Source organism: Bradyrhizobium sp. SZCCHNS3052, assembly GCF_032484495.1.
Lineage (GTDB): Bacteria > Pseudomonadota > Alphaproteobacteria > Rhizobiales > Xanthobacteraceae > Bradyrhizobium.
On record NZ_JAUETB010000012.1, the window covers coordinates 27,591 to 47,992 of the forward strand.

Here is a 20,402-nt window from a genome sequence, read left to right on the forward strand (position 1 = left end):
AAGCCCGGGCATGACGAAGGAGAGAGTGACCCGTGCAGCTTTCATCGAACGGCTTCCTCACCATCGATTCCGCCGATCTCGAATATCGCCTGATCGGTCCGCAGCCCTCTGACGCTCCGTGCATCGTGCTGCTGCATGAAGGGCTCGGCTCGGTCGGGTTGTGGGGCGACTTTCCCGACAAGCTCCAGCAAGCCACCGGCGTTTCCGTGTTCGTCTATTCGCGCGCGGGCTACGGCGCCTCCAGCCCGGTGTCTCTGCCGCGGCCGCTCGACTACATGCAGCGCGAGGCGCGCGATGTGCTGCCGAAGCTGCTCGATCAAATCGGCTTTCAGCGCGGTCTTCTCGTCGGCCATTCCGATGGTGCGTCGATCGCGGCGATCTACGGGGGCAGCCACGCCGACCATCGCCTCGACGGCATCGTGCTGGTCGCGCCGCATGTGGTCGTTGAGGACATTTCTGTGTCGTCGATCGCCGCGATCAAGACCAATTACGAAACCACGGAGCTGCGCACCAAGCTCGGCCGCTGGCACAAGGACGTCGACAACGCGTTTTACGGCTGGAACGGCGCCTGGCTCGATCCGGCATTCCGGGCCTGGGATATCACCGGCGACCTCGCCTACATCCGCGTTCCCGTGGCCGTGATCCAGGGCGTCGACGACCAGTACGGCACCATCCGCCAGGTCGAGATCATCCAGGAGGAGTGCTACTGCCCGGTCGAGGTGACGATGCTGCCCAACACCGGCCATTCCCCGCATCGCGAGGCGCCGGACGCCACCTTGCGGGTCATTGCCGAGTTCGCGGCCGTGACCTTGCCGGCCCCGGCATCACGAACATGAAACAAAGTGCATGTTTCGGCTTTTTGTCGTAGACGACAGCCATAACATGAATTATTGTGCATCTCAACGATAAGCACTCCAACGAAGGGTGACACATGGCCGGGGAAGACCGCGTGCTCGCGGGAGGCAAGACGTTCATCGATTTTCAGACCGATCCCTCCCGCTACAAACATTGGAAGCTCTCGATCGATGGCGAGGTGGCGACGCTCGCCATGGACGTCGACGAGAATGGCGGCCTGTTCGAGGGCTACCAGCTCAAGCTCAATTCCTATGATCTCGGCGTCGACATCGAGCTCGCCGACGCCGTGCAGCGGCTGCGCTTCGAGCACCCGCAAGTGAAGGTCGTGGTGCTGCGCTCGGCCAAGCCGCGCGTGTTCTGCGCCGGCGCCAACATCCGCATGCTTGCGGGCGCGACCCACGCCCACAAGGTGAACTTCTGCAAGTTCACCAACGAGACCCGCAATGGCTTCGAGGATTCATCCGAGAATTCCGGTCAGCGCTTCATCACCGTGGTGAACGGCACCGCGGCCGGCGGCGGCTATGAGCTCGCGCTCGCCACCGATCACATCATCCTCGCCGATGACGGCTCGTCTTCGGTGTCGCTGCCGGAGGTGCCTCTGCTCGCGGTGCTGCCCGGCACCGGCGGCCTGACGCGCGTCGTCGACAAGCGCAAGGTGCGCCGCGACCGTGCGGACGCGTTCTGCACGACGGAAGAGGGCGTCAAGGGCAAGCGCGCCGTGCAATGGCGCCTCGTCGACGAGATCGCGCCGAACTCCAAGGTCGACGCCAAGGTCGCTGAGCGCGCCAGGGAGTTCGCGGCGGCCTCCAAGCGCAACGGCAGCGGCAAGGGCGTCGCGCTCACGCCGCTGAAGCGCGTCATCGATGCGTCGAGCGTGCGCTACGGCTTCGTCAATGTCGACATCGACCGCACGGCCCGCATCGCCACGATCACCATCTCGGCTCCCGAGGCCGCGCCACCTGCGGACATCGACGGCATGATCGGGCAGGGCGCTTCCTTCTGGCCGCTGCAGGTCGCGCGCGAACTCGATGACGCCATCCTGCATCTGCGCATCAACGAGCTCGGCATCGCTATGCTGGTGTTCAAGTCGCATGGCGATCGCGCCCAGGTGCTCGCGCATGACGCGTTCCTTGAGGCCAACAAGGCGCACTGGCTGGTCAACGAGGTCAGGCATTACTGGAAGCGGGTGCTGAAGCGCATCGACGTCACCTCGCGCACGCTGGTCACGCTGGTCGAGCCCGGTTCCTGCTTCGCCGGCACGCTCGCCGAGTTGGTGTTCGCTTCCGACCGCTCCTACATGCTGATCGGCACCATCCAGGGCGACAACCGCCCGGCGCCGGCGATCGAACTGTCGGCGATGAATTTCGGTCCCTATCCGATGAGTCACGGCCTGACCCGGCTGGAGTCGCGCTTCCTCGCCGATCCCACCGATCTCGCGCGTGTGCGTGAGCAGGTCGGCAAGCCGCTCGAAGCCGATGAGGCCGAGGAACTCGGCCTCGTGACCTTCGCGCTGGATGACATCGATTGGGAGGACGAGATCCGCGTCTTCCTCGAGGAGCGCGCCAGCTTCTCGCCCGACAGCCTCACGGGTCTCGAAGCCAATCTGCGCTTCGCCGGCCCCGAGACGATGGAATCGAAGATCTTCGCCCGCCTCACCGCCTGGCAGAACTGGATCTTCCAGCGGCCCAACGCGGTCGGCGAGGAGGGCGCACTCCGGCGCTACGGCACCGGCGAGCGGCCGCAATATGACATGACGCGCGTGTAAGGGGAGCGAACAGGGAGTGGCGAATAGCGAAGAGGGAAGGATGTCTGGAACCCCTATTCGCTACTCGCCATTCGCTACTCGCCTCCAACAGATCAAAGCCCCCGGGAGGTCTCCATGAACATGAACATCATGAACGTCGACTACTCGACCAAGATTCCGAACAACGTGAATCTCGCCGAGGACCGCCAGGTCCTCAAGGCCCTGGAAGGCTGGCATCCCGGCTACGTCGATTGGTGGAACGACATGGGCCCCGAGGGCTTCCAGCAGTCGCTGGTGTACTTGCGCACGGCCTATTCGGTCGATCCGCGCGGCTGGGCGAAGTTCGATTACGTCAAGATGCCCGACTATCGCTGGGGCATCCTGCTGGCTCCGCAGGAAGAGGATCGCAAGATCCCGTTCGGCGAGCACTATGGCGAACCGGCCTGGCAGGAGGTTCCCGGCGAATATCGCGCGCTGATGCGCCGCCTGATCGTGATCCAGGGCGACACCGAGCCGGCCTCGGTCGAGCAGCAGCGCCATCTCGGCAAGACGGCGCCGTCGCTCTACGACATGCGCAACCTGTTCCAGGTCAACGTCGAGGAGGGCCGTCACCTCTGGGCGATGGTCTACCTGCTGCAGAAATATTTCGGCCGCGACGGCCGCGAGGAGGCCGACGAGCTGCTGCGCCGCCGGTCGGGCGATGCGGACAGCCCGCGCATGCTCGGCGCCTTCAACGAGAAGACGCCGGACTGGCTGTCGTTCTTCATGTTCACCTACTTCACCGACCGCGACGGCAAGATGCAGCTGCACTCGCTCGCGCAGTCCGGCTTCGATCCGCTGTCGCGCACCTGCCGCTTCATGCTGACGGAGGAGGCGCATCACATGTTCGTCGGCGAGACCGGCGTCGGCCGCGTCATCCAGCGCACGGTCGAGGCGATGCGCGAGGCCGGGATCGACGATCCCACCGACATCGCCAAGGTCCGCGCGCTGGGCGTGATCGACCTGCCGACCATCCAGAAGAAGTTGAACCTGCACTACACGCTGTCGCTCGACCTGTTCGGCTCGGAGGTCTCGACCAACGCGGCCAATGCCTTCAATGCCGGCATCAAGGGCCGCTATCACGAGACCCAGATCCAGGACGATCACCAGCTCAAGAACTCGACCTATCCGGTGCTCAAGCTGGTCGACGGCGAGATCAAGCGGGTCGACGAGCCGGCGCTGACCGCGCTCAACATGCGCCTGCGCGACGACTATTCGCAGGACTGCGTCAAGGGCCTGCTGCGCTGGAACAAGATCATCACGACCGCAGGTTACGACTTCCAGCTCAAGCTGCCGCATACCGCCTTCCACCGCGCCATCGGCGAGTTCAAGGACGTCCATGCGACGCCCGACGGCATCCTGATCGACGAGGGCACGTGGGCGAAGCGCAAGGGCGACTGGCTGCCGTCGGCCGACGACGGCGCCTACATCTCCTCGCTGATGAAGCCGGTCACCGAGATCGGCGAATACGCCTCGTGGATCGCGCCCCCGAAGGTCGGGATCGACAACAAGCCGGGTGACTTCGAGTACGTGAAGATCGAGACTTGATGAGAGGCGAATAGCGAGTTGCGAGTAGCGAATAGGGGAAGTAGCCTATTCGCTATTCGCTATTCGCTATTCGCTATTCGCCCTTCTCAGCTGTCCCATCCCGCACCCGGAATGCCCGGGTTCGCGTAGACGATGCCGCCATCGACCGCGATCGTATTCCCCACCACGTAGTCGCCCGCGCGCGAGGCGAGGAAGATCGCCGTGCCAGCCATGTCCTCGTCGGTGCCGATGCGCCCAGCGGGCACGCGCGAGGCGACCTCGTCGGCGTTGTCGCGCGCGGCCTTGTTCATGTCGGACTTGAACGGTCCGGGCGCGATCGCGGTCACCACGATGTGGTCCTTGATCAGCTTGGCCGCCATGCGCCGCGTCAGATGGATCAGGCCGGATTTGCTCGCCGCATAGGAATAGGTCTCGAGCGGGTTGACGAAGATGCCGTCGATCGAGGCGATGTTGATGACCTTTGCCGGCCGTTCGGCGCTGGCCGCCGCACGCAAGGGAGCTGCGAGCGCCTTGGTCAGGAAGAACGGCGTCTTGAGGTTGAGGTTCATCACCTTGTCCCAGCCGCTCTCCGGGAATTCGTCGAAGTCGGCGCCCCACGCCGCGCCCGCATTGTTGACGAGGATGTCGAGCTTGGGCTCGCGCTTCTTGATCTCGCCCGCGAGCGTCTCGATGCCGGCCATCGTCGAAATGTCGATCGGCAGCGCGATGCACTCGCCGCCATATTCGGTCGTCAGTGCCTTGGCGGTCGCCTCGCAGGGCCCTGCCTTGCGCGCGGTGATGTAGACCCTCGCCGCGCCATGCGCGAGCAGGCCGGATGCGATCATCTTGCCGATGCCGCGCGAGCCGCCGGTGACGAGCGCGATGCGTCCTTCGAGTGAGAACAAGTTCCTGAGCATGAAGCCTCCCTTTCCTTATGTCATGCGCGCTTGTGAGCGGGACGCGCCAGCACGTCAAGTGAGACGCAGTCGCACGAATTCGCCGCAATTCAATCGGAGGGCAACGTTATGGCGGGGCTATGCCGCGTCGATGCGGCGAAAGCCGTTCCACATCGCGGTGGCCGCGCCCGAGGTCAGCACCGGCAGCACGCGGGCGTCCTGGTAATGGCCGTTCAGCGAGACGCGCGACAGGGCCGTGAGATGATCGGCGCTTTCCGCGAAGATCATGCCGGGCCGGGTGGTGACGGCGGTCTTGTAGCCGCTCGCGGCCGCCAGCACGAATTCGCGCTGGGAAGCGGCGGCGCGGTCGCCGTAGGGGTAGGCCATGTGCAGCACCGGCCGCTGCAACTCGTTCTCGATCCGAGTGCGGCTGTCGGCGATCTCGATGCGCGCCGTCTCCTCGGTCTGCTTGGCGAGATTGCAGTGACTGATCGAATGCGCGCCGATCGAGATCAATGGCTCAGTCGAAAGCGCCCGGAGCTCGTCCCAGGACAGGCAGAGCTCACGGCAGATCGAGGCCTCGTCGACGTCGTAGCGCGCGCACAGCGCGCTGATCTCACGCCGGACGTCGTGCTCGCCCGGCAGTGCGCGCAGCCAGTCGTGCAGGCGCTGGAACGTCACGCATTTGGCTGCCGGCGTCGATGCATCGAGCTGCAGCGACAGCCCGCCGATCTCGATGTCGATCGCGTCAGTCTTCGCGACCAGCCGCTCCAGCGTCACCCACCAGAGCCGGCCCAGTCCCGATGCGAAATCGCTCGTCACATAGATGGTGAACGGCGCATCGAACTCGCGCATGACAGGCAGCGCGAAGTCGCGATTGTCGCGATAGCCATCGTCGAAGGTGAAGCAGGCGAAGCGGCGCGAGAAGTCCTTCGCCACCAGCCGGCTGTGCAACTCGTCGAGGGTGATGATCTCGATGTCGTGGTCGCGCAGGTGCGACAACATCTCGCGCAGGAAATCCGGCGTGACCTCGAGGTGACAATTGGGCTGGAAATCGGCGTCGCGGTGCGGCCGCACATGATGCAGCGTATAGATCGCACCCACGCCCGAGAAGATCGGGCGCAGCCAGACATGCGCGCCGCTCAGATACAGCGCTTCCAGGCCGGCACGGATAAAGGTTTTGCGAAATCGCCTCATCTGAAATATGCGGCCCGGTGAGTGTCGGGACAAGGTTACCGACGAATGATTGAAGAAAACCTTAGCCTGCGGTCACAACGTACCGTGCGGCGCTCCTCATTTCCGGTTTGACAGGCATGCAAGGGTTTGTTTTCTCTCTGCTTCCTCGATGCGACGGATGACGAATGCGCGGACTTTTCAGGTGGAGCGGGAAATGGTGGCCTGGCGTCATTCCGCTGATCGTGCTTTGGGGCCTCGCGGCCTGGACCAGCACCGTTCCCCTGGAGAATGATCTCGCCGGACGCAGTTCGGCCGTCCTGACGGGGGCGGTGCTCGACAGGACAAGCATCACGGTGGACGGCCGCGATGTCTCGCTGCGCGCCAATGCGTTTTCCGAGGCCGGACGCCGCGATGCGGTTGCTGCGGTCGACGGCGTGGCCGGCGTGCGGCTCGTCAACGACGAGACGCGGCTGGTCCCCGAGGCCAAGCCCTTCGTCTGGTCGGCCGAGCGCGACGTCGTCCGGGTGACGCTGGGCGGCAGCGCGCCGCTGCCCGCCTTGAAGGGCAAGCTGATGGACGCGGCCCGGGCCGCGCTGCCGGGTGTCGAGGTCGCGGATCAGATGGGCCTGGCGCGCGGCGCGCCGGCGCGCTTCGAGGATGTGGCGCTGCTGCTGATCGGCCAGATCGCCAAGCTGAAGGACGGCAAGTTCACGATCTCCGACGGCGACGTCACATTGTCCGGCATGGCGCGCGAGCTCGGCGGCCGCGAGGCGATCGCGGCCGCGCTCGGAAAGCTGCCGGACGGCTTCAAGGTCGCCAGCAACGAGGTCAAGGCGCCGCCCTATGTCTTCCAGGCCTACAAGGACCCGGTCGCGGTCACCGTGACGCTTGCAGGCAACGTTCCCGACGAGAACATCCACGCCGTCGTCGTCGGCTCTTCATCGCGCAAATTCTTCAGCGAGAAGGTCGTGGACAATCTCAAGAACAGCCTCGGCGCGCCAACCAATTTCGTGAATGCGGTGGTGCCGGCGTTGGGCGCCTTGTCGCGGCTGTCGACCGGCACGCTGGTAGTGTCCGATCGTGACATCAAGATTTCCGGTGATGCGCTTTACGACGCCGCAGCGGCCCAGATCCGGACCGGGCTCGCCAAAGATGTCCCACAGGGCTGGCAGGTGAAGGCCGACATCACGGTGAAGCCGGCAGCCGCCCCGGTCGATCCCACGGTGTGCCAGCAGCTGTTCTCCGACCTGCTCGGCAAGGCCAAGATCCGGTTCGAGACCGGCCGCAGCGACCTCGACAGGGATTCTACCGGTCTGCTCGACCGCCTCGTCGAGATCGCGTTCCGCTGTCCCTCCGCCAATGTCGAGATCATCGGGCACACCGATGCCGACGGCGACTCTGCGGCCAATCAGGTGCTGTCGCAGAAGCGCGCCCAGGCGGTGGTCGATTATCTGGTCAAGGCCGGACTGCCGGCCGACCGTTTCAGCGCGATCGGCTATGGCAGCACCCAGCCGGTCGCCGCCAACGACACCGCCGACGGCCGGGCGCAGAACCGGCGCATCGAATTCGTGGTGAGGTAACGTCATGGCCTATCTCGTTGCCTTTCACTGGGGCTGGCTGGCCGGCGCATTCGCCATCGGGCTGGCGATGGGCTGGGTCGCCGTGGTGCATCGCGCCCCGCGCGTGTCGGGCTGGCTGACCTGGCTGCTGGCGGCGCTGGCCGCCAGCCTGGTCGCGACGGCCGTGGCCTGCCTGATTCCCGGCCGGGCCGGCTACTGGCTCGAGCTGCTGCTGATCATGTTCGTGCCCTACCTCGTCGGCTGCGCCATCGGCACCTGGCTGCGGGCGCTGGTGGTGATCCGCAGCATGCGGACGAAATCGGCGGCCTGAAACCGCGGCACCGGACTGCACCCGACGCCACCTGCCGAGACTGCGGCGGCGCGCCAGCCGTCCGCGTGCCCGGGTCATCGCAACTGCGAGACACGAAGGTTTGACGAGGCGCGAACCTGTCAAACGCGCGGCTCGCGCTTATCGTTGAGCCATGCTGACCCGCCGAACCGCTGGGCGCCCCGGAAGCCCCGGAGATTCGCGTTCCTCACCAAAGTTTAACCTGGGGTTTGCAGGCTGGCGGGGACGTGCGCTGCCCCGCCGTCCTGCATGATGCCTTGTCCGATGCCTTTGCCTGATGTCTTGCCTCATGTGCGGCAAAACGGTGCATCGCATTTCCGCAAAGCCTGCTAAGTATATCCATGTGTACGCTTTTGTTCGCACGCTCCGTGTTCCCCAATGCGTCGAAACGCGCTACGAGGGCGTTGTATGCGCACATGATGCTGCGGCCTCCGGGGCGCGGCGTCCCCGGCCGTCGTGATCGGATCACGGTGAGAGGTGTAGATGCTTGAAGCCATACGCAGAGCGGCCACGTTCCTGCGCGAGAAGCAAGTCCTGCACAAGCTCGGCGTGCTGATCAGCATCGCTGTGATCGCGGTCGCCTGCTACGTCCTCTACCACATGCTGCGCGGCATCGACACCTACGAGGTGCTCGAGGCGATCAAGAGCACGGAGCCGCATCAGATCGCGCTCGCCGCGCTGTTCGTCGCCGCCGGCTATTTCACGCTGACCTTCTACGATCTGTTCGCGGTGCGCGCGATTGGCCACGACCACGTGCCCTACCGCGTCAACGCGCTGGCCGCCTTCACCAGCTATTCGATCGGCCACAATGTCGGCGCCAGCGTCTTCACCGGCGGTGCCGTGCGCTACCGCGTCTATTCGGCCCATGGGCTGAACGCCATCGACGTCGCCAAGATCTGCTTCCTTGCCGGCCTGACGTTCTGGCTCGGCAATGCGGCCGTGCTCGGGCTCGGCATCAGCTATCATCCGGAGGCAGCCGCCTCGATCGACCAGCTGCCGCCCTGGGTCAACCGCATGGTGGCGATCGCGATCCTGGTCGGTCTGTTGGGGTATGTCGCCTGGGTATGGACCAAGCCGCGCGTGGTCGGCCGCGGGCCGTGGACCGTGGTGCTGCCGAGCGGCCCCCTGACCCTGCTGCAGATCGCGATCGGCATCATCGACCTCGGTTTCTGCGCGCTGGCGATGTATGTGCTGGTGCCGGACGAGCCCAATCTCGGCTTCGTCGTGGTGGCTGTGATCTTCGTCTCGGCGACCCTGCTCGGCTTCGCCAGCCATTCCCCCGGCGGGCTCGGCGTGTTCGACGCCGCGATGCTGGTCGGGCTGTGGCAGATGGACCGCGAGGAGCTGCTGGCCGGAATGCTCCTGTTCCGGATGCTGTATTATTTGGCGCCGTTCCTCATTTCTGTAATCTTGCTGACGTTTCGCGAGGTTATCATCAGCACGCGGTCGAAACGGCTGCGGCAGGCCGCGCTCAGCCTCGATCCGGGCCCCCCACCGGAAGCCGCTTTTGTGAGGAAACGCAGCGATTCCGGTGCCTGACGCCAGCTCAAGGGAACAGTAGGACGAGATGGCCCTCGACGCTCCCTCCGACACGCCGCTCTCGATCTTCACCCCCTGGCCGGACCGGCTGCGCCATTCCGCGATCATCCTGCTCGCTGCGGCGCTCGCGCTTGCCGGGCTCGTGCTGCTGGACGAGCTGCTGCCGCTGCGGGCCCTGGCGGTATTCCTGTGCATTTCCGCCGCCGCCCTGGTGCCGTGGCGGCTGCATGGCGCGGTCGCCAAGCGTGAGGAGGAGCGCCACGCCAATCCGGTCGAGGCGCCGGCCGTGAGCGCGGTGGTCGAGGGCATCCCCGATCCCGCCGTGCTGCTCGACCGCGCCGGCCGAGTCATCCACCTCAATGCCGCTGCCGCGCAGCTCGCGCCGGCCCTGCGCAAGGGCGAGCTCGCCCAGTTCGCGCTGCGCACGCCGGAGATCATCACTGCGCTGCGCGAGGCGATCGCCACCACCGAGATCCGCCGTGCCACCTATCACGATCACGTTCCGGTCGATCGCTGGATGGAGCTGATCATCACGCCGGTGCCGGTGCCGACGGCGTTCGGCGGCACGGACAAATGCATGCTGATGACGTTCCACGATCTGACCCCGCTGCGCCGGGTCGAGGAAATGCGCGCCGACTTCGTCGCCAATGCGAGCCACGAGCTGCGCACGCCGCTGGCGGCGCTCTCGGGCTTCATCGATACGCTGCAGGGGCCGGCCAAGGACGATCCGAAGGCGCGCGAGCGCTTCCTCGGCATCATGCACATCCAGGCGACGCGCATGGCGCGGCTGATCGACGATCTGCTGTCGCTGTCACGGGTGGAGCTGTCGGCGCATGTCCAGCCCCACGCCATGGTCGACGTCGTCCCCATCATCCGCCAGGTCACCGACGGGCTGGAGTCGCTGGCGCGCGAGCGCCAGGTGGTGATCGAGACCAGCCTGCCGGACGTGCCGGTGACGATCGCCGGCGACCGCGAGGAGCTGCTGCGCGTGTTCGAGAACCTGATCGAAAACGCGCTGAAATACGGCGCCTCGGGCGGGCGCGTGATCGTCTCGCTGGAGCAGGCCGTCTCCGCCGAGAACGCGCCGGAGATCCGGGTCAAGGTGCGCGATTTCGGCCCCGGCATCGCGCCCGAGCATCTGCCGCGCCTGACCGAGCGCTTCTATCGCGTCGATGTCGGCGACAGCCGCGCGCAAGGCGGCACCGGGCTCGGCCTCTCCCTGGTGAAGCACATCCTCAACCGCCATCGCGGCCGGCTGCTGATCGAAAGCGTGCCGCGCAACGGTGCCGCCTTCACGGCGTGCTTTCCGCAGTCGAAGCCGGCGCGGGGCGCCTGATCGCCCGTCGCATCTGCGGCCCGGCGCGGGCCGGGCTCACGTCCATGGTCGTTGTGAGTTGAGGCCGCCGGAGATCCCAGGGCGATGCGGAGCATCCTCATCGCCCGTCGCGGCCAACTTCCTCAGCGCGTGGTCGACTTCGCCGGCTGGCGGCGGCGGTCGGCCGCGGGCTGATAGGCGACGCGCGAATGCTGCGCGCAATAGGGCAGACCGGAAAGCGCCTTGCCGCCGCAGAAGAAGAAATCCGCGCTCGAGGGATCGCCGACCGGCCAGTGGCAGGTCGCCTCGTTGAGCTCCAGCAGCGACAGCCGCTGGTTCATCGGCACGACGTTGTCGAATGCAACCGGATCGGGCTCCGCCTCAACCTCGAAAACCTGTGCGAGCGCCGTGTTGCCGCGCGCCACCGGGCGCGCCACCCGCATCATCGGCTGTGCCGGGCGGGCCGCCTTGCGCTGGCGCGGTGCCGCGGTGGCCGGGCTCTTGGCGCGGCCGGACAGGCCCAGCCGGTGCACCTTGCCAATCACGGCGTTGCGCGTCACGTTTCCGAGTTCCGCGGCGATCTGGCTGGCCGACAGTCCGGCTTCCCAGAGTTTTTTCAGTTGCTCGACGCGATCGTCGGACCAGGTCAATACGGTCATCGAACCTTTCCCTTCGCGTTGCGCCGGCCAATTCCGGGACGGCGCTGCGATGCTGTCTCAAGAAAATCCCTGGCGGCAGAATCCCTTGTCCCTCGCCGGGCACGCGCAAGGCACCCGGACGTTACGCAAACTCAGAGAACTTCGAGAGGGATCAGAACTGCCGCACGAGATGTCGTACTCGACGTTGAAAACGCTACAATATGGCGTGACTCCCGCGCAAGAGTCGGCGGCCGCAGTCCACACATTCCGTGGTTCCCTGTGGCGTGTCTCGAGGCGTGTCAGGCGTCCGGAATCTCACGGGCCGGCCCCCCATGCATCAGCTGACGCGTAGTTGACTCCCACCGCTGCCCGCATACAATAGATGCACGTGCCGCCTTGAAAAGGCGGCACATTTTGTTTTCCAGGGTGGGGTCCCTGATGCGCGATGGCGCCGCGTGGCGCGTGTCTCGGCCGGCCCGTCAGCTCATGTGATCCGCCATGACCAGTGTTGCCGCTACGCATCTCCTCCCCGTATTCGCCCGGGTCGATCTTTCGTTCGAGCGCGGCGAAGGCGCGTGGCTGATCGCGACCAATGGCGACCGTTATCTCGATTTCACCTCGGGCGTCGCGGTCAATTCGCTCGGCCATGCGCATCCGCATCTGGTCAAGGCGCTGCAGGAGCAGGCGGCCAAGCTCTGGCACATGTCGAACCTGTTCAAGAGCCCGGATGGCGAGCGCCTTGCCGCGCGGCTGTGCGAGCAGAGCTTTGCCGACTACGTGTTCTTCGCCAATTCGGGCGCGGAGGCGATGGAAGGCGCGATCAAGATCACGCGCAAATATCACGCCGCCAAGGGACATCCCGAACGCTATCGTATCATTACGTTCGAAGGCGCGTTCCACGGCCGCACGCTCGCCACGCTCGCCGCGACAGGTTCGGCCAAATATCTCGACGGCTTCGGTCCGCCGATGGACGGCTTCGATCAGGTTCCGTTCGGCGACATCGAAGCCGTGAAGAAGGCGATCGGTCCGCACACCGCCGGCATCCTGGTCGAGCCGGTGCAGGGCGAGGGCGGCGTGCGCACCGCGCCGCTGCCGTTCTACAAGGCGCTGCGCCAGCTCTGCGACGACAACGGTTTGTTGCTGGTCATCGACGAGGTCCAGACCGGCATGGGCCGCACCGGCGATCTGTTCGCGCATCGCTGGCTCGGCGTCACGCCGGACGTGATGTCGCTGGCCAAGGCGCTCGGCGGCGGCTTTCCCATCGGCGCCGTGCTTGCGACGGCCGAGGCCGCGTCGGGCATGACGCCGGGCTCGCATGGCTCGACCTTCGGCGGCAATCCGCTGGCGGTCGCCGCGGCCAACGCCGTGCTCGACGTGATGCTGGCGCCCGGCTTCTTCGATCACGTCCGCAAGATGTCGTTGCTGTTGAAGCAGAAGCTCGCCGCCGTTCTCGATCGTCATCCCGACATCATCTCCGAGATCCGCGGCGAGGGCCTTCTCATCGGCGTCAAGGCGGTGGTGCCGTCGGGCGATCTGGTCACGGCGCTGCGCGATCAGAAGCTGCTCACCGTCGGCGCGGGCGACAACGTCGTGCGCTTCCTGCCGCCGCTGATCGTCAACGAATCCGAAATCGAACAATCGGTCGAGATGCTCGATCGCGCCTGTGCGGCGCTGTCGGGCGGGCCTGCCAAGCAGGCGGCCGCATCATGAGCAAGACCATGGGCAATACGCCGCGTCATTTCCTCGATCTCACCGAGATGCCGGTGGAGGAGCTGCGCAACGTGCTGGCGCTGTCCAGCGCGATGAAGAAGACCTTGAAGGCGCGCGAGCCGGCGAAGAAGCCGCTCGAGGGCAAGGTGCTGGCGATGATCTTCGACAAGCCGTCGACGCGCACGCGCGTGTCGTTCGACGTCGGCATGCGCCAGCTCGGCGGCGAGGCGATCATGCTGACCGGCACCGAGATGCAGCTCGGCCGCGGCGAGACCATCGCCGACACCGCGCGCGTGCTGTCGCGCTATGTCGACGCCATCATGATCCGCATCCTCAGCCACGAGGCGCTGCTCGAGCTTGCCGCGCATGCCACCGTGCCCGTGATCAACGGCCTGACCCGGCGCTCGCATCCCTGCCAGGTGATGGCCGACGTGATGACCTTCGAGGAGCATCGCGGCTCCATCGAGGGCCGCACCGTGGCCTGGACCGGCGACGACAACAACGTGCTGGCCTCCTGGGCCCATGCCGCCGAGCGCTTCAAGTTCCGGCTCAACGTCGCCACCCCGCCGCAGCTGTCGCCCGGCAAGCCGATGAAGGATTTCATCCGCGCCACCCGGGCCGACATCCATCTCGGCCACGATCCGGAAGTCGCTGTCGCCGGCGCCGACTGCGTCGTCACCGACACCTGGGTGTCGATGGGCGACAAGGATGGCGAGCATCGGCACAATTTGCTCAAGCCCTATCAGGTCAATTCCAAGTTGATGTCGCTGGCGAAGCCCGAGGCGCTGTTCATGCACTGCCTGCCGGCCCACCGCGGCGAGGAGGTCACCGACGAGGTGATCGACGGCCCGCAGTCGGTGGTGTTCGACGAAGCCGAGAACCGCCTGCATGCGCAGAAGGGCATCTTGGCCTGGTGCTTCGGCGAGCGGGCTTAGGGTTCGACGGCGCAATTTCACCGGTGTCGTCCCGGCCTTGAGCCGGGACCCATACCGCGTGATCGAACTGATTTGCAGCTGTGGCCGTTGCTCGGCGTAGTTGGAGCGATCGTGGTTCGTCGGTTACGGCTTAGCGTCGGCGACTACCACCGGCGTTCCTCGATAGCATCCGCGGTATGAGTCCCGGCTCAAGGCCGGAACGACAGCCGGGGATGCCCTTCCATTCGTTTCAATCATCCCCAAATACGCCCCATGACAACCAATCCCCCCGACACCGACATCAACCTCGATACCAGCCGCGCCCCCTCGGCGGTGCCGGTCGACGACGCCGTGCTGCCGTTCGAGGTCGCGGCGCTCGATCTGCGTGGGCGACTGACCCGCATGGGCCCGGCGCTCGACGACATTCTCACCAAGCACGCTTATCCCGCGCCCGTGGGCAAGCTGCTCGGCGAGGCCATCGTGCTGACGACCTTGCTCGGCTCCGCGCTGAAATTCGACGGCCGCTTCATCCTGCAGACCCAGACCGACGGCCCGGTGTCGTTCCTGGTGGTCGACTTCCAGGCACCCGACCGCCTGCGTGCCTATGCCCGCTTCGACGAAGCCCGGCTGGCGGAGGCCAAGGATTCCGGCGGCCTGCTCGGCAAGGGGCATCTGGCGATGACCATCGACCAGGGCGCCGACATGAGCCGCTACCAGGGGCTGGTCGCGCTCACCGGCGGCAGCCTGGAGGAGGCCGCTCATGAATACTTCCTGCGCTCCGAGCAGATCCCGACCCGCGTGCGCCTCGCCGTCGGCGAGGAGTGGAGCGGCGGCAAGCACCGCTGGCGTGCCGGCGGCCTCCTGACGCAATTTTTGCCGCAGGCGCCGGAGCGCTTGCGCCAAGCCGACCTGCATCCCGGCGATGCGCCCGAAGGCACCGAGCTGCATGCGATCGAGGAGGACGAGGCCTGGGTCGAGGGCCAGTCGCTGGTCGCGACCGTCGAGGATATCGAGCTGATCGATCCCGCGCTGTCGGGCGAGCGGCTGCTGTATCGCCTGTTCCATGAGCGCGGCGTGCGCGTGTTCGACCTCGTGCCGCTGCAGGCGCGCTGTTCCTGCTCGCGCGATGCGGTTGCCAACATGCTGAAGAGCTTCTCGCCCCAGGACCGCGCCGACATGGTCAAGGACGACAAGGTCGTCGTCACCTGCGAGTTCTGCTCCTCGGTCTATCACTTCACCCCGCACGAAGCCGGCGTGACGGAGAACTGACTCTGTTGCGCTCGCTCCGCGCGTCGTACCGATCGTGCTCGAGCGACAACCCTCCGTACGTCATCGCGAGCGCAGCGACGCGATCCGCAGTCCTTCGACAGTTCTGGATCGCGTCGTCGCTTCGCTCCTCGCGACGACGCTTGATAGGCTGCGTCGCACGGCGTCGGAGAAAACGTCGGGAGTTCGTGTGCGCCGGCGATCTCGATTAGTTCGTTGTTGAAAATCGGCTTTCTCGCTGATCGACGCCACATCCATGCCCGTCGCGTTGATTGGTCGCAGCAACAAACCGCTTGTGCCGTCGGGCAAATCACTGGCACATTTCCGCGCGTCTTGCTGCCGCACGAGGGGCGTTTCGCGACCGTCACGGACCGTTGGCAGCGGGATGCGACGGGCGTGTGTTGCCGCAGCGTAGTTCAGTCTGCGCGGACGAACGGCGATGCACGTACGGTCAAGTCGCGCGGTCCTGATATCCCGATGCTGATATCAACTCACGCTGAAGCTCCGCTTCGCGTTGAGGATGGTGGCCAACAAGCCCGGCGCACCAGGGAGAACGCGAAGCAGCCGTTAAAACCGTCGCGCAGGGAGGGCCGGGTCGTTCCGGCTGAACCTGTGGTACCTGCCGCCTGCATTTTTTCTGCAGGCGGGCCGCAGGCCTCAGCCGAGGCCCGGCCTTCCCTGCGCCCTCTATTTGCAGAGGGCGGGTGAATGGACAAGGCTCGGGCGCGGGATGCGTCGCGAGAACGATTTCGTGCGGCGCGGGTGCAGGATCTGTCGTATTGCAGCACAAGAGACAGCGAGCAGACGAGACTTGGGGCAGTCGGACTGCATGCCTTCTCAGCTAGTTCAACACCCGCTTGCCCTCGGGGCTGTCGAGCGAGAAGGCCGGCACGGCGATGTCGAAGTGCTCACCGCTCTCGCTCTCCATTTGATACGAGCCGGCCATGAAGCCGGACGCGGTGGTGAGCGGGACACCGGAGGTGTATTCGAAGCGCTCGCCCGGCGCGAGCACCGGCTGCTCGCCGACCACGCCCTCGCCGCGGACCTCCTGCTGCCGGCCGATCCCATCGGTGATGATCCAGTGCCGGCTGCGCAGCCGCACCGTCTCCTCTCCGCTGTTGGTGATGACGACGGTATAGGACCAGAACCAGCGGCCATCGGCCACCGACGACTTCTCAGGCAGGAAGTTCGGTTCGACGGTCACTTCGATGTGGCGAGTCACGGCGCGATACATGGTGGCATTGTAGCGGAAACCCGCGCCGGAACCAATCGCGACGCCATCGTGCTTTCAACACAGTTCCGCATTATGGCACAAGAATCGCGGACTTTGTCGGCCGTACGCGCGATCCATTCCTTGGACTCGGATCGGGCGCGGCAGGCAGCACCCTGGCGGCGATCGACCTGTCCTGCGCCGTGCGATCGCCCACCAGCCGTCCGCCAAGGTCGAAAAACTGGGCACGGCCCAGCTGATAAGTCCTTCATCGCTTGCGTAAAATCTGCGCAGCCCTACATTTCCCCTGCCGGGCCTCGAGGGCTGGCAGCCTTGACGCGGTGCCTGATGACGTCGATTGTCGATCGCCCTGCCGGACCGTCCGCCCCCGCCGCCAGCGCCGCACCCGCGCCGGCTGCGGAGACTGCCGCCGCGGCGAGCGCGGCTGCATCTGCATCTGCCGTCGCGGCCGCGCCGGCCGTCACCGCTGCACCCGCCACCACCGCTGCTCCTGCGATCACCTTCCCGGCGGTCGGCGAGCGCGAGCTGCGGCTCGACCTGTTTCGCGGGCTGGCGCTCTGGCTGATCTTCATCGACCACCTGCCGCCGAACCTGCTGACCTGGTTCACGATCCGCAACTACGGCTTCTCCGACGCCACCGAGATCTTCATCTTCATCTCCGGCTACACGGCGGCATTCGTCTATGGCCGGGCGATGCAGGATGCCGGCTTCATCGTCGCCACCGCGCGCATCCTGCGCCGCGTCTGGCAGATCTACGTCGCCCACGTCTTCCTGTTCACGATCTTCCTTGCCGAGATCTCCTACGTCGCGACCAGCTTCGAGAACCCGCTCTACACCGAAGAGATGGGGATCATGGACTTTCTCAAGCAGCCGGACGTGACGATCGTGCAGGCGCTGATCCTGCGCTTCCGCCCCGTCAACATGGACGTGCTGCCGCTCTACATCGTGCTGATGCTGTTCCTGCCGCTGATCCTGTGGCTGATGCGCTGGCGTCCTGACGTCACGCTCGGGCTCTCGGTCGTTCTCTACGCACTCACCTGGGAGCTCGATCTCTATCTGACGGCCTATCCGAACGGCTTCTGGGCGTTCAACCCGTTCGCCTGGCAGCTCCTGTTCGTGTTCGGGGCCTGGTGCGCGCTCGGGGGCGCCCAGCGCATGTCGCGCATCATCAACTCACCGATCACGCTCGGGCTCTGCGTCGCCTATCTGGTCGCGGCCTTCTGCGTGACCCTGACCTGGTACATTCCGCAGCTCGGCCATCTGATGCCGCGCCGAATCGAGCAGTGGATGTATCCGATCGACAAGACCGACCTTGACGTGTTGCGTTTCGCGCATTTTCTCGCACTCGCAGCACTCACCGTGCACTATTTGCGCAAGGATTGGCCGCTCTTGAAGTCGCCGTGGCTGCGTCCGCTGATTGTTTGTGGGCAACACTCGCTCGAGATCTTCTGTCTTGGCGTGTTTCTGGCGTTTGCGGGCCACTTCGTCCTTGCCGAAGTGTCCGGCGGCGCCATGATGCACGCGGTGATCAGCCTTTGCGGCATCCTCATCATGTGGGGGGTGGCGTCGTTGATTTCGTGGTACAAGCGTGAGGCCGATAAGGGGGCCGCGCGAAAAGGTGCGCGCAGCAACGCCGATCTGGCGGGAGGGGGCTGATGAAGTCCGTCTCGTGGTTAAGGTTGGGTATCGCAGCGCTGGCTGTTTCGCTGGCGGCCTCCGCGCGCGCGGAAGATGCGCCGCAGAACTGCGAGGTGCCGGCCTACCTGCTGACAACCGAGAGCCCGCTCCCGAAGGTTGCAGACGCCGTCAAGAATGGCCGCACGCTGGATATTCTCGTCGTCGGAAGCCGCTCATCCTCCATTGTCAGCACCTCCGACGCAAATGCCTACCCCGCCCGTCTGCAGGCGGCGCTGAAGGACAAGCTGCCGGCCGTCACCGTCAATCTCAGCGTCGAGCTGCAGCCCAAGAAGACGGCCGAGGAGGTCGCGGGCAATCTCGTTAAACTGGTGGAAGGAAAACGGCCTAATTTGGTCATCTGGCAGACCGGCACGGTCGACGCCATGCGGTCGATCGATCCTGATGAGTTCCGGCAGGCGGTCGACGACGGTGTGGCGACGCTGCAGAAGGCGGGAGCTGACGTCGTCTTGATGAACCTGCAATACAGTCCGCGGACGGAAACATTGATCTCCGTGCCGCCCTATGTCGACAACATGCGTGTGGTGGCGCAGCAGCGCGACATCCCGCTGTTCGATCGGTTTGCCATCATGCGGCAGTGGAACGAGCAGGGCGATTTCGACCTGTTCAATCCGACGCACGGGGTCGAGCTGGCCAGGCAGGTTCATGACTGCATCGGCCGGGCGCTGTCGAAGTTCATCATCGACGCGGCGCATATCGGGCCGGCGCAGCAGAACTAGGATTATGTCGTTCATGACGTCGAATGAGTGTCACCGCGTATCCGGGACATGGGAGAAGCTTTCGGCCGTTGCGGTCATTGCCATCGCCCTCGCGCTGAGCCCGCAGAAGGTACGGGCGCAGAGCGCAGCGCCGGCTGCACCCGCCGCGCTTTCCGATGTGAAGAGCTCCGGTCCGAAGCCTCCGTTGATCAGCGAGCTGCGACCGAGCATCGGTCACATCACATTGGCGCAGGCGAACGATCAGATGCGCGGGCCGATCGCCGCGGTGCGCCCGGCGGCCACGACCTCGCCGCCCGCGGCGACGACCGCGCCGGCCATGATCGATGCACAGCCGCCGGCTGCAGCCGGGCAGGCCGTCGCGGCCACGCCGCCGCAATCGCGCAGCATCACCGAGCGGGCGATCGACAAGGTCAAGCAGGTCGCCAAATCGGCCACCGACATCTTCAACCGCGTGCCGTGCCTGCCGCCGAAGGGTGTCGCCAAGAAGAACTTCATTTCGCTGCCGCACGTCGCCAACAAGCTCGCCTCCGGCCTGCCGGTCGTGATCGTCGCCTTCGGCTCATCGTCGACGCAGGGCTTTGGCGCGAGCGCGCCGGACTACACCTATCCGAACCGGCTCGCCGCGCAGTTGCGCCGGCAATATCCCATGGTCGACATCAGCGTCATCAATGCCGGCGTCGGCGGCGAGGATGCGCCGGAGATGATGAAGCGACTGGAGACGTCGGTGATCGACCGGCGTCCGGATCTCGTGATCTGGCAGGTCGGCACCAATGCCGTGCTGCGCGATCTCGATCCGGCCGAGACCGCCAGGCTGGTCGAGGATGGCGTCGCCAAGATCCAGGCGGCAGCCTCCGATGTCGTGCTGGTCGACCTGCAATATTCGCCGCGCGTCAACGAGCGCTCGGAGAACGCCAGCCGCATGAACAAGCTGCTCGGGCGTATTGCCGAGCTGCATCACGCCGGCATCTTCCCGCGCTTCGAGGTGATGCGCGACTGGCACGAGCGCCAGGCGATCCCGATCAACGAGTTCGTGATCTCGGACGGCCTGCACATGAGCGATTGGGGCTATGCCTGCTTCGCCCAGTTGCTCGGCGACGACATCATCCGCTCGGTCGGCCAGGTCAAGCTCGGCATCAACGCACCGGCCGAGGTGCCGACCTATCGGCCGATGTGATCGAGGGCGAGTGGGGAACAGCGAGTAGCGAATAGGGAAAGAGATCCTACTACTCG

The 20,402-nt window shown here is 65.6% G+C and carries 17 protein-coding genes; 13 read left to right on the forward strand and 4 right to left on the reverse strand.

The annotated features are described in order from the left end of the window. Positions 1-32 precede the first annotated feature (32 nt). From QX073_RS27825 to boxB, 3 genes are all read left to right on the forward strand, one after another. A complete protein-coding gene (locus tag QX073_RS27825) occupies positions 33-836 on the forward strand; it encodes an alpha/beta hydrolase (RefSeq protein ID WP_316200612.1) in 804 nt (267 codons plus the stop codon). A gap of 95 nt (positions 837-931) precedes the next feature. Further along, positions 932-2,620, forward strand: coding sequence for a 2,3-epoxybenzoyl-CoA dihydrolase (gene boxC, locus QX073_RS27830; protein WP_316200613.1), 1,689 nt, complete (start codon positions 932-934; stop codon positions 2,618-2,620). A 114-nt stretch (positions 2,621-2,734) separates the two neighbouring features. Beyond that, a complete protein-coding gene (gene boxB / locus QX073_RS27835) occupies positions 2,735-4,186 on the forward strand; it encodes a benzoyl-CoA 2,3-epoxidase subunit BoxB (protein WP_315751230.1) in 1,452 nt (483 codons plus the stop codon). 86 nt (positions 4,187-4,272) lie between these two features. Here the strand turns inward: boxB and QX073_RS27840 are convergent, their stop codons facing one another. Then, entirely contained in the window at positions 4,273-5,082 is an 810-nt protein-coding gene (locus QX073_RS27840; protein WP_315827956.1) for an SDR family oxidoreductase, read from the reverse strand. A 117-nt stretch (positions 5,083-5,199) separates the two neighbouring features. Beyond that, the gene (locus QX073_RS27845; RefSeq protein ID WP_315751232.1) at positions 5,200-6,258 is read right to left on the reverse strand and encodes a polysaccharide deacetylase family protein; all 1,059 of its coding nucleotides are present in this window, start codon (positions 6,256-6,258) and stop codon (positions 5,200-5,202) included. Positions 6,259-6,422: 164 nt separating this feature from the next. On the opposite strand from QX073_RS27845, the gene QX073_RS27850 reads away from it, so the two are divergent. From QX073_RS27850 to QX073_RS27865, 4 genes are all read left to right on the forward strand, one after another. Next, the gene (locus QX073_RS27850; RefSeq protein WP_315827957.1) at positions 6,423-7,817 is read left to right on the forward strand and encodes an OmpA family protein; all 1,395 of its coding nucleotides are present in this window, start codon (positions 6,423-6,425) and stop codon (positions 7,815-7,817) included. Positions 7,818-7,821: 4 nt separating this feature from the next. Continuing rightward, complete coding sequence (locus tag QX073_RS27855) at positions 7,822-8,127, forward strand: hypothetical protein (RefSeq protein ID WP_316226696.1); 306 nt, start codon at positions 7,822-7,824, stop codon at positions 8,125-8,127. A 501-nt stretch (positions 8,128-8,628) separates the two neighbouring features. Continuing rightward, positions 8,629-9,684 (forward strand): lysylphosphatidylglycerol synthase domain-containing protein, encoded by a 1,056-nt coding sequence (locus tag QX073_RS27860; RefSeq protein WP_315751236.1) that lies wholly within the window; start codon positions 8,629-8,631, stop codon positions 9,682-9,684. A gap of 28 nt (positions 9,685-9,712) precedes the next feature. Continuing rightward, a complete protein-coding gene (locus tag QX073_RS27865) occupies positions 9,713-11,020 on the forward strand; it encodes an ATP-binding protein (protein ID WP_315717141.1) in 1,308 nt (435 codons plus the stop codon). A 122-nt stretch (positions 11,021-11,142) separates the two neighbouring features. On the opposite strand, the gene QX073_RS27870 is transcribed toward QX073_RS27865, so the two are convergent. Beyond that, positions 11,143-11,658 carry a GcrA family cell cycle regulator gene (locus QX073_RS27870; RefSeq protein WP_315717142.1) on the reverse strand — a complete coding sequence of 172 codons (516 nt, stop codon included), beginning with the start codon at positions 11,656-11,658 and terminating at the stop codon, positions 11,143-11,145. A 477-nt stretch (positions 11,659-12,135) separates the two neighbouring features. On the opposite strand from QX073_RS27870, the gene QX073_RS27875 reads away from it, so the two are divergent. The 3 genes from QX073_RS27875 to QX073_RS27885 all read left to right on the forward strand — a co-directional run bounded on the left by QX073_RS27875 (position 12,136) and on the right by QX073_RS27885 (position 15,530). After that, entirely contained in the window at positions 12,136-13,347 is a 1,212-nt protein-coding gene (locus QX073_RS27875; protein WP_315717143.1) for an aspartate aminotransferase family protein, read from the forward strand. Positions 13,348-13,355: 8 nt separating this feature from the next. After that, positions 13,356-14,282: an ornithine carbamoyltransferase gene (argF, locus tag QX073_RS27880; RefSeq protein ID WP_315717175.1), complete on the forward strand. Its 927-nt coding sequence runs from the start codon at positions 13,356-13,358 to the stop codon at positions 14,280-14,282. 252 nt (positions 14,283-14,534) lie between these two features. Continuing rightward, the gene (locus QX073_RS27885) at positions 14,535-15,530 is read left to right on the forward strand and encodes an Hsp33 family molecular chaperone (protein WP_315717144.1); all 996 of its coding nucleotides are present in this window, start codon (positions 14,535-14,537) and stop codon (positions 15,528-15,530) included. An 838-nt stretch (positions 15,531-16,368) separates the two neighbouring features. Here the strand turns inward: QX073_RS27885 and apaG are convergent. Further along, positions 16,369-16,761, reverse strand: a complete 393-nt coding sequence (apaG, locus tag QX073_RS27890; protein ID WP_315717145.1) for a Co2+/Mg2+ efflux protein ApaG — start codon at positions 16,759-16,761, stop codon at positions 16,369-16,371. A 324-nt stretch (positions 16,762-17,085) separates the two neighbouring features. On the opposite strand from apaG, the gene QX073_RS27895 reads away from it, so the two are divergent. The 3 genes from QX073_RS27895 to QX073_RS27905 are packed head-to-tail and all read left to right on the forward strand — an operon-like array spanning position 17,086 to position 20,346. Beyond that, a complete protein-coding gene (locus tag QX073_RS27895; RefSeq protein WP_315717146.1) occupies positions 17,086-18,414 on the forward strand; it encodes an OpgC domain-containing protein in 1,329 nt (442 codons plus the stop codon). Continuing rightward, on the forward strand, positions 18,414-19,172 hold the full coding sequence (locus tag QX073_RS27900) for an SGNH/GDSL hydrolase family protein (protein ID WP_315717147.1): 759 nt from the start codon (positions 18,414-18,416) through the stop codon (positions 19,170-19,172). The genes QX073_RS27895 and QX073_RS27900 overlap by 1 nt, the downstream gene beginning before the upstream one ends. Before the next feature lie 13 nt (positions 19,173-19,185). Then, positions 19,186-20,346 carry a GDSL-type esterase/lipase family protein gene (locus QX073_RS27905; RefSeq protein WP_316226697.1) on the forward strand — a complete coding sequence of 387 codons (1,161 nt, stop codon included), beginning with the start codon at positions 19,186-19,188 and terminating at the stop codon, positions 20,344-20,346. The last annotated feature ends 56 nt before the right edge of the window (positions 20,347-20,402 follow it).